General features: G+C 64.5%; 11 protein-coding genes and 1 tRNA gene. 6 read left to right on the plus strand and 6 right to left on the minus strand.

Annotated features, from left to right (window positions below; translation table 11 throughout):
* Positions 1–26 precede the first annotated feature (26 nt).
* Positions 27–1,136: a Gfo/Idh/MocA family protein gene (locus KW845_RS25750; RefSeq protein WP_218372250.1), complete on the minus strand. Its 1,110-nt coding sequence runs from the start codon at positions 1,134–1,136 to the stop codon at positions 27–29.
* A gap of 239 nt (positions 1,137–1,375) precedes the next feature.
* Here KW845_RS25750 and KW845_RS25755 point away from each other — a divergent pair, with 239 nt between their 5' ends.
* The 5 genes from KW845_RS25755 to pgaD all read left to right on the plus strand — a co-directional run bounded on the left by KW845_RS25755 (position 1,376) and on the right by pgaD (position 9,068).
* Positions 1,376–2,383: a LacI family DNA-binding transcriptional regulator gene (locus KW845_RS25755; RefSeq protein WP_218372251.1), complete on the plus strand. Its 1,008-nt coding sequence runs from the start codon at positions 1,376–1,378 to the stop codon at positions 2,381–2,383.
* A gap of 218 nt (positions 2,384–2,601) precedes the next feature.
* A complete protein-coding gene (gene pgaA / locus KW845_RS25760) occupies positions 2,602–5,091 on the plus strand; it encodes a poly-beta-1,6 N-acetyl-D-glucosamine export porin PgaA (RefSeq protein WP_218372252.1) in 2,490 nt (829 codons plus the stop codon).
* Positions 5,092–5,101: 10 nt separating this feature from the next.
* The gene (gene pgaB / locus KW845_RS25765) at positions 5,102–7,123 is read left to right on the plus strand and encodes a poly-beta-1,6-N-acetyl-D-glucosamine N-deacetylase PgaB (RefSeq protein ID WP_218372253.1); all 2,022 of its coding nucleotides are present in this window, start codon (positions 5,102–5,104) and stop codon (positions 7,121–7,123) included.
* The gene (gene pgaC, locus KW845_RS25770; RefSeq protein WP_218372254.1) at positions 7,120–8,454 is read left to right on the plus strand and encodes a poly-beta-1,6-N-acetyl-D-glucosamine synthase; all 1,335 of its coding nucleotides are present in this window, start codon (positions 7,120–7,122) and stop codon (positions 8,452–8,454) included. The genes pgaB and pgaC overlap by 4 nt, the downstream gene beginning before the upstream one ends.
* Complete coding sequence (gene pgaD / locus KW845_RS25775; RefSeq protein WP_218372255.1) at positions 8,451–9,068, plus strand: poly-beta-1,6-N-acetyl-D-glucosamine biosynthesis protein PgaD; 618 nt, start codon at positions 8,451–8,453, stop codon at positions 9,066–9,068. Before pgaC ends, pgaD begins: the two co-directional genes overlap by 4 nt.
* Here the strand turns inward: pgaD and KW845_RS25780 are convergent.
* The 5 genes from KW845_RS25780 to KW845_RS25800 form a co-directional block, all read right to left on the minus strand.
* Positions 9,065–10,045: an AMP-binding protein gene (locus tag KW845_RS25780; RefSeq protein ID WP_218372256.1), complete on the minus strand. Its 981-nt coding sequence runs from the start codon at positions 10,043–10,045 to the stop codon at positions 9,065–9,067. The genes pgaD and KW845_RS25780 overlap by 4 nt on opposite strands.
* Positions 10,046–10,229: 184 nt before the next feature.
* Positions 10,230–10,991: a GGDEF domain-containing protein gene (locus KW845_RS25785; protein WP_218372257.1), complete on the minus strand. Its 762-nt coding sequence runs from the start codon at positions 10,989–10,991 to the stop codon at positions 10,230–10,232.
* 207 nt (positions 10,992–11,198) lie between these two features.
* Positions 11,199–13,031, minus strand: coding sequence for a sensor histidine kinase KdpD (locus KW845_RS25790; RefSeq protein ID WP_218372258.1), 1,833 nt, complete (start codon positions 13,029–13,031; stop codon positions 11,199–11,201).
* 9 nt (positions 13,032–13,040) lie between these two features.
* Positions 13,041–13,856, minus strand: coding sequence for a response regulator (locus KW845_RS25795; protein WP_218372259.1), 816 nt, complete (start codon positions 13,854–13,856; stop codon positions 13,041–13,043).
* A gap of 243 nt (positions 13,857–14,099) precedes the next feature.
* Positions 14,100–14,176 (minus strand) — tRNA-Pro (locus KW845_RS25800).
* A gap of 183 nt (positions 14,177–14,359) precedes the next feature.
* Between KW845_RS25800 and KW845_RS25805 the strand changes: the two genes are divergently transcribed.
* A complete protein-coding gene (locus KW845_RS25805) occupies positions 14,360–14,851 on the plus strand; it encodes an MgtC/SapB family protein (protein WP_218372260.1) in 492 nt (163 codons plus the stop codon).
* Positions 14,852–14,874 lie beyond the last annotated feature (23 nt).

Genomic DNA, 14,874 nt, shown 5'->3' on the forward strand with positions numbered 1-14,874 from the left:
GTTGTCTTCCTCCGTTGTCGTTGTGGTCAGTCGTCTTGCAGGATTTCGTCCAGGCGTACCGTGCGGCGCTCGTCGATCGAGCGGTAGGCGGCTTCTACCAGTGCCATCGTCCGTACGTTGTCGGCCACCCGCAGTGCAGGCTCGGTGCCGCTGGCCAGGGCGTATTGCAGTTGTTCCATCACGCCGATGAATGCATGCGGAAACCACATGGTGTCCCACGCCGGCTGCACCCAGGCGCCTTGGGTGGTCAGGCGCGATGCGTAGGCCAGGGTCGAGGGTTCGCCGGTGGGCCAGCCGATAGTGCCGCGCGCCACGCCTTCCGTGCCTTCCACGCGCCAGCGGATATGCGGGTCGTCCTGGAAGCCATCGCCGCGCGGGCCGGCCCAGACGTCTTCCAGCGACAGGGCCAGCAGGCCCGAGGGAAAGCGCAGCGTGGTGGCGACCAGGCCGTCGCGGTGCGCGAACGCCGTGCGCGGATCGGGCCGCGTCACGGCGGTGATCTCTTCGGGTTCGCCGAACAGGAAGCGCAGCGCATCCAGGTGATGCACGCTCATGTTCGACAGCGTCAGGCGGTCGTAGCCTTTCAGGAAATCTTGCCAGTGCGGCACGGCGTGCATGTCGATCTGCGCGAACACCGGCGTGCCCAGGTCGCCGCGCGCCAGCAACTGCGACAGTACACGCATCGACTGGTCGTAGCGCATGTTCTGGTTGACTGACAGCAGCTTGCCGGCGGCACGCGCCTCGTCGCGCAACTGGCGGGCTTCTTCCAGCGACAAGGCCAGCGGCTTTTGCGCCAGGACGGCGCGTACATGCGGTGCCCGCAGCGCGGCGCGGATCAGCGCGGGTTGCTGGTCGGGCGGGAAGGCGATGTCCACGACCTGTACCTGGGGATCGTCGATCAGCGCCTGCGGCGTGTCGTGCACCGTGCCGATCCCATAGCGTTGCGCCACCTCGCGGGCGCGCGCCGGCGTGCGCGAGGCGATGGCCACCACCGGGAAATCCGCCTGCCGGTACGCCGCCAGGTGGCATTCGGCCATGATCATGCCCGCGCCGATGCAGCCGATGCGAAAGCCGCGTTCGCGCACGGGGGCGTCGGGCAGCAGGGCGGACGAGGCGGACGACGCGGAATGGGCCATGTTGTCTCCTTGGTTTCCGGGCCAGCAACAAGTGCATGGCCCGAAATGATCTATTTGATGGCATTGATTGATCTATTTACATCGAATTCTCACATCAAAATTTCGCGTGGTAAAGGCATCCAGGGCTTGATCCGGGGCCCGAATATCGACAAAATGCGTGGGAAAACGTCGGTTGAGATGTAATGATGCAATATGATTTGTTTTGATCGACTGGTCCCAATCACGCCAACCTATCCATCATGCGCACAACCATTCAATCCATTGCACGGGCGGCCGGCGTATCCACGGCCACGGTCGACCGCGTGCTCAACGCGCGTTCGGGCGTGCGCGGCAAGACGCAAGACCACGTCATGGCGGTGGCCACGCGCCTGGGCTACTTCGGCGACCCGCCGCAAGACGCCCCCGGGATGGCGCGCCTGGATTTCGTGCTGCCGGCCGGCACCAACAGTTTCATGGCGGCGCTGGGGCGGCACTTGCTCGAAGAGGCCGCGATGCGGCCGCAAGTGCGGGCCAACCTGCATCTGGTGGAAGGCTTCAGCGCGGCCAAGCTCGAAGCGCGCTTGAACGAACTGCGGGGCCATACGGATGCGGTCGGGTTGGTGGGGCTGGATCATCCCCAGGTACGCGACGCCATCATGTCCCTGCGCGACAGCGGCGTAAAAGTGGCGACCCTGGTGTCGGACATTCCCATCGCGGCGCGCGTCGGCTATGTGGGTATCGACAACCGCGCGGCCGGCCGGCTTGCCGGCCTGCTGCTGGGGCGCTTCCTGCCGCAAGGCGTCGATCACCGTATCGCGGTGTTCATCGGTTCGCTGGCCTACCGGGGACACGAAGAGCGCGAAATGGGCTTCCGTTCGGTACTGGCCGAAGAGTTCCCGCACCTGCGCATCGCCCACAACCTGGAAATCGGCGACGACCGCGAACGCGCGTATCTGCTGACGCGCGATCTATTGCGCAACGATGCGCCCGCCGGCCTGTACAACATCGGTGCCGGCAACCAGGGCATTGCGCGCGCCCTGCAGGAAGCCGGGCGCCAGCACGGCACGGTATACATCGGGCACGACCTGACCGAGGCCACCCAGCGCCTGCTGCTGGACCGCACCATGGACGCCGTCATCGACCAGAATCCGCGCGTCGAGGCGCGCGAGGCCGTGCGCATGCTGGCCGCCGCGGTGCGCGGCGAATCAGAGCAGAGTTATCTGCCGCGGCTACAAGTGATTTTCCGCGAAAACATTCCCATGCCGTAAAGCCCGGCCATAGGCTGGCGAGCGCCCGCGGCGGGAAGCCCAGGGTATTCCCGCAGCGCGGTATGGCCTCCCCCGAAGGACTGCCGCCCGGGCCGCACGTTTTCCGTTCGATCAATGCGATTTGACCATCACGCAAAGGTGGGGCCGTTCGGTCCTAACCATACTTGCGCCACATTCGGACCCCTCAACTTTCCCGATGACGGCGCAAAGAAACACGTATGGCATCCCAATGGGCAGGTATCCGCCACCAATGCACGAGTCCAGTCCTGGTTCTGCTTGCCTGGGGGCTCGCATGCGCGCTGTCAGCCGGGCCGGTATATGGCGCGGGGGCTGACAAGGAATACGACGCGCTGATCATCCAGGCTCGCCAGGGAAACTATGGGCCGGCGCTGGTCATGTTGCGCCAGCGTGTAAGCCTGAACTCGCAGGATGTGCGCGCCATTATCGACCTGATCGTCATTGCCGGGCGGGCCGGACGCAATGAGGAAGTCATCGAAGTCTACGAATCGCTGGGTGTCTCGGTGGCCTTGCCGGCCGAGGCGCTGGCTACCGTGGCCCGGGCCTATCGCGATGAGCAGCAGTGGAATCAGGCGCTTGCGATATACCGCAAGGGGGCACGCCCCCATCCGGAAGATGACACCTTCGTGCTCGGCGAGACCATGGTGCTGGCCGACGCGGGCGAGATCGCCGAAGCCATACGCCTGGGACGCAAGCTGGTCGAGCGCGCGCCGGGCAATGCCGACCGCCGGCTGGCGCTCAGTTACGCCTATGCGCGCGACCAGCAGCATTTCGCCGCGCTCGAGCAGGTAGACAAGGCTTACCAGCTGGCGCCCGGCCGCGCTTATGTCAAGCGGGCCTACGTCTTTGCCCTGCAGCGGGCCGACATGGCCGAGGCGGCGCTGCGGGTGGCCCGCGCCTCGCCGGACCTGTTCACCCCCGCGCAGATGCGCCGGCTCGAAGGTGACGAGGCGGCCGAGCTGGTGCGCATGGCGGGCCTGCCCGCGCGCAACGAGCACGAGCGGTACGTGGTGGCCGACCGGGCCCTGGCAATATTGGACGCCCAGATCGAGGCATGGAGCCAACTGGGGCCCGACGCCCAGGGAGACGTGCAACGTGCGCGGATCGACAGGCTCAGTGCGCTGCACATGCGCGGCCGCATGAGCGAGGTCATTCAAGAGTATGAGCAATTGCGTGCCGACAACGCCCAGGTGCCTCGCTATGTCAATAACGACGTCGCCAATGCGTATCTCTATATGCGCCGCCCCGAAGCCGCGGCGTCGCTGTTCATCGAGACGGTGGGCAGCCCGCAGGCCGCCGACGATGACCCGTCCGACAGGCTGAGCAACCACACTGGCCTGTTCTATGCCTTGGCTGAAGATGAAAGAAGCGACGAGGCTCAGGCTGTCCTTGACGAGATGCAAGGGGCTCATGAACCCTGGGTGTACCGCAAGGGCCAGCCGCAGCGCTTGCCCAATGACCTGTACGTGGAAGCCATGCGGGTCGGCGCCCAGGGCAGGCTGCTGGCGGGCGACACGATAGATGCGCAGGCCCGCTACGATGAACTGGTCCGGCAGGCGCCCAACAACTCCGGACTGCGGGCCGGGCGGGCCGGCGTGCTGCTGGCTCGTCAGCGGCCCCGTGAGGCGGAACAAGAGCTGAAAATGGCAGAGACCCAGTCGCCGCGCAACATGGCGATCGAGGTCGGGCAGGGCTACACCGCACTGGCGCTCCAGGAATGGCGGCAGGCCGGGCTGCTTAGCCAGGACGTCCTGGAACGCTATCCGGAAGATCTGTCCGCGCGGCAGTTGGCGCGCGCGGTCGCCTTGCATGGCAAGGCCGAACTGCAGGTGTCGGGTAGCCGGGGGATCGCCAACGATAGTGCGGTGGCGGGCGATGGCGAGACCGGTATCGAAGCCGTGCTGTATTCGCCGCCGGTGTCCGAGAATTGGCGCGTCTTTGCCGGCGCGGGCTATGCCAGCGGCAAGTTCCAGGAAGGAACCGGACATTACCGCTGGGCACGCAGCGGCGTGGAATGGCGGGCACGCGATGTGACGATCGAGGGCGAGGCCTCGGCCAACAATTATGGCTTTGGCACCAAGCCGGGCCTGCGCATGGCGGGCACCGTCGATCTGAACGATTCTTGGCAGGTCGGCGCGAGCGCCGATTGGAGATCGCGCTTCACGCCTTTGCGCGCGTTGAACAGCGGCGTGTCCTCCAATAGCCTGGGTGCATTCCTGCGCTGGCGCGCCGATGAACGGCGCGAGTGGGCGCTGGCGACTTCGGCTGCGCGTTTCAGCGATGGCAATAACCGCTTTTCCCTTGGATTGCTGGGCCGCGAGCGGCTTTATACGGCCCCTACGCTGACAACTGACCTGGGCATGGATGTCTCGGTATCGCGCAACACCAGCCGCGACACGATTTATTTCAATCCTCGTGCGGACCTGACCGTGCTGCCGACCGTGCAGTTGACGCATCTGCTGTACCGGCGCTACGAGTCCGCCTGGACCCAGACAGCAACGGCCGGTGCAGGGCTGTATTCGCAACGGGGCTACGGCAGCGGCGGCCTCTTGATGGTGAGCTATGGACAGCGCTGGCAGGCCAGTGACGCGCTGTCCCTGGGCGCCACTGCCACGGCGACCAGTCGTCCGTATGACGGCGAGCGCGAACGCGAAGTGCGCATTGTCTTCGACCTTTCTCTTCGATTCTAGAAGCGTGACCATGCTCCTATCTTTTCCGCGCTTGTTTGCTCTGTGTCTTGTGGCCTGCCTGCTGGGCGCCTGCGCGCAGGATCAACCGGTGTTCGTAGCGCCGGCCGACAGGCCCCAGGCCAGGGCCGCGCAGCCCTGGCCGGCCAACCAGTTCGTCGTGCTGGGCTATCACGAAGTGGAAGACAGTGATCCCGACCAGCGGTTTCTGAGCGTACGCACCGATCACCTGGTGCAGCAGCTTACCTGGCTGCGTGAGAACGGCTACCAGGCAGTGTCGATCGAGCAGATCCTGGCGGCACACCGGGGCGAGGCCCGGCTGCCCGGGAAGGCTGTCCTTCTGACGTTCGATGACGGTTATCGCAGTTCCCTGACCCGCGTACTGCCCATCTTGCGCGCATTCAACTGGCCGGCCGTCGTGGCGCCCGTTGGCAAGTGGATGGATACGCCCGCCGGCCAGCCCGTGGACTTCGGTGGCGAGATGGTCGAGCGCGAACGCTTCCTGGACTGGCAGGATGTCCGCGAGCTGTCTCGTTCCGGACTGGTTGAAATAGGGGCGCATACTGACAACCTGCATTCAGGCGCGCCGGCCAACCCGCAAGGCAATAGCCAGCCCAGGGCCTCTATCCGGATCTATGACCCCGCCAGCGGTACCTACGAAGGCGAAAGCGCATACCAGGCACGGATCACGCGGGACGTGGACGCCATCTCGAACAAGATCCGCCAAACCACCGGCAAGCCGCCCCGCGTGTGGATCTGGCCATACGGGGCCGAGGGCGGCACGGCGCTCGGCATCGCAGGCGAACATGGGTACCAGATGGCCATGACGCTGGCAGACGGCCCCGCCCATGTGCAGGCACTCATGTCCACTCCCCGATTGCTGATTTCCAATGATCCCATCGCCAGTTCGTTCGCCAGCTCGGTGGTGGGTACCGAGGCGCGTCCCTTCATGAGGGTGGCCCACGTGGATATCGATTACGTCTACGATCCGGACCCCGAGCAAACCGACCGGAACCTGGGCGAGCTGGTACAGCGCATCCTGGATATGCAGATCAACACGGTCTTCCTGCAGGCTTTTGCCGACCCGCAGGGTGACGGTCTGGCGCGCGAACTGTACTTTCCCAACCGTTGGCTGCCGATGCGTGCCGACCTCTTCAACCGGGTGGCGTGGCAGTTGCGCAATCGCGCCCACGTCCAGATCTACGCGTGGCTGCCGGTGCTCAGTTTCGATCTCGATCCGTCGATCGCGCGCGTCATGCGCTGGAATCCGGAGAGCGGCGCGGTGGAACAGGACCCCGAGCAGTACCAAAGGCTTTCGCCCTTCGATCCGGTGGCGCGCCAGCGCATTATCGAGATCTACCAAGACCTGTCTCGCCATGCCATCTTCGATGGCGTGCTGTTTCATGACGATGCCGTGCTGACCGATTTCGAAGACGCCAGCCCCGCTGCGCTGGCGGCCTATCGGCTGGCCGGCCTGCCGGCCGGTATCGGCGAGATCCGCGCGGATCCGGACGCAATGGCGCGCTGGACCCGGTACAAAAGCAAGTTCCTGGTGGATTGGACACTGACGCTGGCCGGCCAGGTAAAGGCGATTCGCGGGCCCAGTATCAAGACCGCGCGCAACATTTTCGCCGGCCCTATCATGGCGCCCGAGAGCGAAGCCTGGTTTGCGCAGAACCTGGACGATTTCCTGTCAGCTTATGACTGGACCGCGCCCATGGCCATGCCTTTCATGGAAGATGTGCCGCCCGGGCAAGAGCATGCCTGGCTGGATCAGATGGTCGATACGGTGGCGCGCCGGCCCGGCGCGCTGGACCGCACGGTGTTCGAACTGCAGGCGCGCGAGTGGCGGGACATACCCGGGCAGGGCGAAGGGCAGGCCATAGACACCGTCGTGCTGGCCGACTGGATGAAGCGCCTGCAGTTGCGCGGTGCCCGGAATTTCGGCTATTACCCGGACGATTTCCTGCAGGACCATCCCGCGCTGGAACAGATCCGGCCGGCCATCTCCGACTCTTGGTATCCCGTGCGATGAGCGAACGCCTGATTGCCTTCCTGACCCTGTGCCTGGTTACCGGCCTGCCTCTGGGCTTTGCACTGATCCTGACCGGCCAGGTGCTGCTCGAGTTTGTGTTTTTCTATCCCCTCTTCATGGCCATACTCTGGATGACGGGCGGCGCCTACTTCTGGTTGCACTGGGAACGCCATTGGCGTTGGGGCCCCGATGCGCCGGCGCCGACGCTTTCCGGAAAGCCCCTGATCACCATTCTGGTGCCGTGCTTCAACGAGGCCGAGCACGGGAAACAGACCTTGCTGGCCGCGCTGGGACAGCGTTATCGACGTATCGAAGTGATCGCCATCAACGATGGATCCAGCGACGACACGGCCGCCATGCTCGAGGCCATGGAGCAAGAGCACGACCGGCTGCGGGTCATACACCTGGCAGCCAACCAGGGCAAGGCGATGGCCCTGCGGGTCGGCGCGCTGGCGGCACACAGCGAATACCTGGTGTGTGTCGACGGCGATGCCTTGCTCGACCCCGACGCGGCAGCCTACCTGGTCGCCCCGCTGATCTCCCATCCCCGGGTCGGCGCGGTGACCGGCAATCCGCGGGTACGCACCCGTTCGACCCTGGTCGGCCGCATTCAGGTCGGCGAATTTTCGTCCATCATTGGCTTGATCAAGCGCACCCAGCGCATCTATGGCCAGGTGTTCACGGTTTCCGGCGTCGTGGCGGCATTTCGCCGCTCGGCCCTGGACCGGGTGGGGTACTGGAGCCTGGACATGATCACCGAGGACATCGACATCAGCTGGAAGCTGCAGCGCGACCATTGGTCGGTGTTCTACGAGCCGCGCGGGCTGTGCTGGATCTTGATGCCCGAGACGCTGGCGGGCCTCTGGAAGCAGCGCTTGCGCTGGGCGCAGGGCGGTGCCGAGGTGTTCCTGAAGAATCTGACCGGTATCTGGCGCTGGGAAAACCGCCGCATGTGGGTGATGATGGCCGAATTCTGCCTGTCTACGGTCTGGGCATTCGCCTTCGCGCTTTTCGCGCTGGTGGGGCTGATCGGCTTGGTCGTGCCGTTGCCGGCCAGCATTCCGGTCGCCACCTTCGTGCCGCCCGCCTTCACCGGCATGGTGCTGGCCATTGTTTGCCTGTTGCAGTTCGGCGTCAGTGTCATGGTGGATAGGCGCTACGAACCGGGCCTGGTTCGAGCCCTGTTCTGGGTCATCTGGTATCCGTTCGTCTACTGGATGATCAGCCTGTTCACTACCCTGGTCAGTTTTCCTAAAGTCATGTTGATGATCCGCCGTCGCCGCGCGCGCTGGGTCAGTCCCGATCGCGGCATCAAGGCACCTACATCATGATTCTTCGCACCAAACGTTCGTCTGTCGCCCAATCTGCCGACATCGCGTTGACCGTGCTTGCCTGGGCGGGGTTTTGCTACCTGATCGGCAGCGGGATCTTTTCCGCATTGCAAGGCGTGGCCAGCCAGCCGGCATGGCCTTGGTGGTCCAAGCCTCAGGCAACCATCGATACCCTGCTGGTCTATGTGGCCGCCGCGGTATTCAACGGCGCCGTGCTGATCGCGTGGGCCCGCTACAACCGGGCGCGCTTTGGCGGGCTGGAACGTCGCAAACCGTGCGGGCCGCTGAGTGACTTGCGCTGCTCGCTGGCATTCTGCGACTCGCCAGTGCAGTTGAACCAGTTGCGCGATTGCCGCATCGGCATCGTGCACCACAGCCCCGAGGGCATCATGACCGCCGTCGAAGCGCCGGTACCTCGCCTTTTCATCGTTTCAGGCGTCGCCAGCCAGGGCGGAGCCCGCGCGATAAACATTCCCGGCGGCGGCTGGATGCTTGCGCCAGACGCGGCGGCGCAGGCAGCCTCGGTAGACGCGGGGGGGCTGTCCTCGCGGCAGGCGATAGCGGCCACGCAGCCGCGGCCGGCAGGCAACGAGGCCAACGCCACATCGGCTTAATCCGGTGTGGCATGCAAGCCTTGCTGCCCGCTCCGGTCCTGGCCCGGGCTGCCCCGGTGCAGCAGCCCGCGCTCGTCGATGGTGCCCGGCTCGCCGGTGCGATAGGCACGCTTTCCCTTGTGATGGAACAGGCGGCTACGGTTCAGCTCGGGGGCATTGATATAGCCTCGCATGACGTGGTTGCCGCTGACACAAATCTCGCCATCGCGGATGAATACCTCGGTATAGTCAGGGCCTTTTCCCAAGGTGTAGCAGCCGGGAAACGGGTTCGCTTCGTCGTCCAGAGCGCTCCAGATGGCCGTGCAGGTCACTTCGATGCAACCGTACATATTCACGATGCGTACTGACGGAAAGCGCTGGCGCAAGTCGGCGGACAGCGGCGGGGAAAAGGGTTCATCGCACAGGATCAGCAGGTTCAGGTCGGGCAGCGCCCGGCTGCCGAAATGTGGATTCGCCAATTGCTCGTTCAAGTGCGACGCTGTGGTGCTCAAGGTCGTGACGCGCTGCCTGGCCAGCTGATGCACGGATGCGGATTCTTGCGTGCCGGCGCCAGGCAGCACGCTGGTTCCACCCAGCGCAAGCACGCCCGCGACGTCCAGAAGCGAAAACCCGCAGGTGAATGGCATCTGGCCCATGAAGACCGGTGCCGGTCCCAATGCGCCATGGCGGCGCAGCCAATCCGCCAAGAGCGCGATGCTTTCCCGGCCGATCTGTGCCCCCAGCGGTTCGCCGTTGGCGTCGGGTTTGAACAGGATGCAGGCCAGGCCGGCTTCCGCCAGCGGCTGCGTCCCTGCGGGGCCGCCAATGAACCGGTCGGCCGCGGTGTCGTAGATCAGCGACGCCTGGGCGATATCCACGATGCGCCGTATCCGGTAGACGCCGTCGTGGCTATCCACCGGAACGTACGGAACTTCGAGCGACAGGCAACCCAGTATCGCCGTCAGGAACGAAGCCTCTTTATGGCCCAGTATGACCATCGACCTGTCTGGCCGGGCCCCTGCAATTACCGCGCGCTGCATCCAGTTTCGGGTGACGGTATGCAGCGTTCGCCAACTTATCCCGCCATCCGCATGCAGGATGGCCGCGGCGTTCGGCGCATGCCTGAGATGACTGAACGTACTGCTCTTGAAATCGAAATACATGTGTTCGCGTATCGTCGAGTCACGGAAGCGCCGCGACGTCGTGCATGATCCGCATCAAGATGCGATTCCTGCCGTTTTGCTTGGCGGCGTAAAGCGTGTCGTCAGCGACCGAATAAAGTTGCTTGGCAGTCAGCCCGTGGTAGGCGGGGGCCGGATGCCAGGCGATACCGAAAGTGGCGCTCAGCGAGGCGCCGGGGCAGGTCGGGTGCGACAGCTTCAGCTTGTTGATCGCCGCCTGGAACTTCTCGACCAGTTCCACCGCCTGCTCGGGCGTCGCGGCCAGGAACAGGGTGCCGAATTCATCCCCACCAAAGCGGAACAACCGGTCGGATTCGCGTCGCAGCACGCCACGCACGGCAATACTGATGGCCCGCAATGCGGCATCGCCCATCGGGTGTCCAAACGCGTCGTTGTAGGCCTTGAAGTGGTCGATGTCGAACAAGCAGAGCGCGATGGCGATCGTACGCGGCAGCGGTGACACGGGCAGATGAACCAGGGCGGCGAAACTGGCAGGAAAATGCCGGTGGTTGAATGCGCCGGTGAGCTCATCGGTGATGCTCAGGTGCCGTAGCCGCCGGTTCTGCGATTCCAGCTGTTTTATCCGCGCAAGCATGGCGGTAACGGCCGGGCCGTCCGGCGTCGGTAAGGGTTCGTCGGCGCGGCCCGGCTTGCCGAGCCTGCCCGCCTTCGGCCTTTTTTGCGCGAGCAAGGCGCCTTGAGGGAAGGCGCCTTGAGGGGGGGGAGCTAAAAACGGCTCATGTCGCAGATCGGTGTCGTTCATGGCTTCTCTACCGTGTGAAGGCAAGTCAAAACGCCGCGAGGCTGGCGCCGCGCAGCACCGGCTTCATGGGCCGCATAGCGGGCCATGAAGCCGGCAGTGTGGCCTTCGGGCGCTACGCAAGCCTTTGGCAGCGAGGAAATTTCCTTTGCGGGCGCGAATTTTTATTGTTGGGCAAAGGCCGGGCGGATGGGTATCGAAGGGGGCAGGTCAGGATGGGGGATTCTGCAGCGCCAGGGCTTCCAGGTGCATCAGATCGAGCGACAGTATCGCCTTGCGGATCTCATCGTAATAGTCGTCGAAGCCTGGGTGGAACTGCACGATCCGCGACAGCCAATCCTCGATGTCCGTGAGCCTGCCGTCGCGGGCCAGAATGGCAAGCTCCAGCCGCACCGGCGAGGGCGGAACGTTCATGCGCGCGGGGGGCGGGGGCAGGGGGGCCGGGCCGGCATCGCTGTCTTCGTAAAGAAGCGCCGGAACAAGCGTACCGTCCAGCTCGGGCATCTCGATCTCGAAACTGAACGCGCTGCCTTCGCCCGGCACGCTGCTTACGCTCAGTTCGCCCCCCATGCTTTTCACGATCCGTTCGGCGATGAACAGGCCCAGGCCGACACCGCCGCTGGTACGTTCCAATTGTGTAAAGGCGTCGAAGATACTGCCCTGCTGAGACAGTTCTATGCCTATGCCCTCGTCTTCGACGCAAAAGCGCACGCGCCAGCGCGGCAGTTCGGTGTCTCGTTGCGCCGTCACGATCAGCCTGATGGTGCCGCGCTGGGTGAATTTTGCCGCGTTCGAGAGCAGGTTCAACAGCACCTGCTGCAAGCGGCGGCTGTCGACCTCGACCTGCGTGGGCAGATAGGGCGGCGGTACATAGACGAACCGGTTCTGATTGGCCTGGCCCAGCACGCTGGCATAGGGCGCGATCTCGCCCAGGAAATCTGCCAGTCTCGTGCGCGACGGCGTCAAATGCAGGGGCTGCAGCTCGGCCTTGGCATAGTTCAGGACGTCATCGATCAGGGTCAATTGAAAAGCGACTGACCTTTCGATAGCGTCCAGGTGCTCGGCCCGAGGCGGCCGGCCGCCTTCGCGCAATAGCCGGACGTAGCCCAGTATGGTGGCCAGCGGCGCGCGCATGTCATGCCCGACGTAACTGAGCGTCTGGATCTTTTGGTTGTTCTTTTCCTGGGCGCAGGCCAGGGCCTGGTTCAGTGCGGTCGTGCGCCGGGTGACTTCAAGGTCTACGCGCAGATGCTCCTTGGCCGACTCTTTGGGCGGGGCCAGGCGCGCGGCCTGCCGTTGCTTGCTTACTTGGCGGTACCACAGGGTCAGTATCGTCAGGTTGGCCAGCGCCGTAGCCAGATAGGCCGCTGCGGACAGGCTGGCCATCCAGCTGGTGCCCGCCGATCGGCGGCCGAGCGTGTCGACGCCGCCCAGGTGCGGGACAAGATTGAACAGCGAGACCAGGCACGTGGCACCGAGCAGCCGGGCGATGGCCGAGACCTTGCGCAGTTTCAGGAACGACACCGCCAGGTACGCGCACACCACCATGGCCAGCAGCAGGCCCAGCCCGGCCGCGGCCTGTGGCCACCACGGCGCCGACAGGTTCACGCCCACAAGTGCCACCGTGCCCACCGCCGCGTGCGCAAGCAGGGGAATGGCGATCGCATTTCGATGCGCCAGGCTGCACATAAAGCCGACGAAGCACAATGCCATGGCGGAGCCGGCCAGGGACTCGGCCAATGGGTCCCAGGCTTGCAGCCCGGGAAACAGGTCGGCCACGCGGTGATGGCCGAGGGTAAACTGAAAAAACGCTGCCGCCAGGGCCGTCATGCCGAGCCAGGCAAACGGCCACGCCCGCGACGCGGCGAAGCTGATGCCTGCGCTGCAGGCAAGCGCGACGAAGGCGCCGGTTATCAGGCCCTGTACCAGCAAGGGCAGGGCGTCAGGCACGCCCTGCCCGTGGCCGTTCGCCAGCATGCCTGCCGCACGCAATACGGCCAGGGTCTCCATCGCGCCATCCCCAGGCAATGAGGTAAGCGCCATGTTCATGGCTCAGTGGATGGTCCGGCTGGACGGAGACAAGGCCGGATCGGCCGTCGGCTCGAGTCGATTGGTCAAGGCAAGGCGGTACTCGGTGGGGGTAAACCCCAGTTTCCTGCGAAAGGCCGTCGCAAAGTTGGCGGCGCTGGAAAAACCCATTTCTGCGGCGATATCCGTCACGCTCAGATTGGTTTCATCCAGCAGCTGTTGTGCCATGCGCACTCGTTCGTCGCGCAGATACTCGAAAACCGTCTTGCCCAGCTCTTTGCGGAAAGCCTGGGACAGTTTTTTCTCGTAGGTGCCGACTTTGCGGGCCAGTTCTTTCAGGTTGGGCGGCGCCGCCAGGTAATGCGCAAGATAGCTGGTGGCTGCGTTGACAATGACTTGTTCGGTGCTCAGCTTGTGGCGGGCTGGCGGCGACGGGTTATCCCTGTGCAGCGCCGTGCGTCTCAAGTGAATATGGATGCGTGCCAGTACCTCCGAGGGCTCGAACGGTTTAAGAACGAAATCCACGCCCGCATTCTGCAGGCCGCTCAGGCGTTCTTCCAGGCTGCGGGTCGCCGAAAGGAAAATGACGGGAATGCCGGCGGTCGTCGGGTTATGTTGCAGCAGGCGGCAGGCGGTAAAGCCGTCGGCATTGGGCATGCGCAAATCCATCAGTATCAGATCGGGGGCGATAGCGACTGCGCGGTTGTAGCCCTGATGGCCGTCGAATGCCAAGGTGATGCGAAAGTCTGCGCTGCGCAGTATTTCAACCAACAGCCGCAGCTCGTCAGGATTGTCATCGACTATCAGTATGTGTTGGCGATGAATACTGGGCGGCGTCATGGTTGGTATCCTCGACTTGGCGGGGTTGCATACCGTTTGCAATGAACAACGTCTGTGTTCGAGTCCTTTACGATCTCACATTTTTTTCCCCGCGCTTGATCAGTATGTGCGCTGTCGCTGGCGCTGGCGGGATTCGAGCTCGCGGGCCGGGGCCTGCGCGGGGCGGTTCGATTGGGCGGAATAAAAGTGGGGTAAAAATCAAAAAGAGCCTGCAGGCGCAGGCCTGCAAGCTCTTGATTCGATTGGTCGGGGCGGCGGGATTCGAACTCGCGACCCTCTGCTCCCAAAGCAGATGCGCTACCAGGCTGCGCTACGCCCCGACGTGCCGCTATGACTAGCAACGGGGACGCATTGTACCCTAGCTGGCGACCGGTCTTGGCAACCCCCGGGCGCCAGCCGAAAATCTAACCCCGCGCACCGCTGCAAGCCGATATCATGGGCGCGCACGCTAGGTGCCAGGATGCGGACCTGGCCCCTTTCCGTACATACCGGGAGGCACTGTCATGACCATCTGGCAAGAAATCTGGGCCACCATCTGTACCGAATTCAGCGACATCCCCGACGTGGGCGAAGCCACCCGCATCGTGCTGCGGCTGGGGGTGGCTTTCGTGCTGGGCGGTTTGCTGGGCTATGAGCGCGAACGCAGCGGCAAGGCTGCCGGCCTGCGCACGCATATCCTGGTGGCCCTGGGCGCGGCGCTGTTCGTGCTGGTGCCGCTGCAGGGCGGCATGCAGATCGGCGATCTCAGCCGCGTGCTGCAAGGCGTGATAGCCGGCATCGGCTTCCTGGGGGCAGGCGCCATCATCAAGCTCAGCGGCGAGGGCGAGATCCGCGGCCTGACCACCTCGGCCAGTATCTGGATGACGGCTGCCATCGGCGTGGCGGCCGGCATGGGGCGCGAGGCCACGGCCGTGGCCAGCACCCTGATCGCCCTGTTCGTGCTGGCCGTGCTGCGGCGGGTGGAAAAGCGCATCGAGGCCAGGCAGGAGGGCTGACCGGCCAGGCCGCCACCCGCCAG

This window comes from Bordetella sp. BOR01, assembly GCF_019218885.1.
Lineage (GTDB): Bacteria > Pseudomonadota > Gammaproteobacteria > Burkholderiales > Burkholderiaceae_B > Bordetella_A.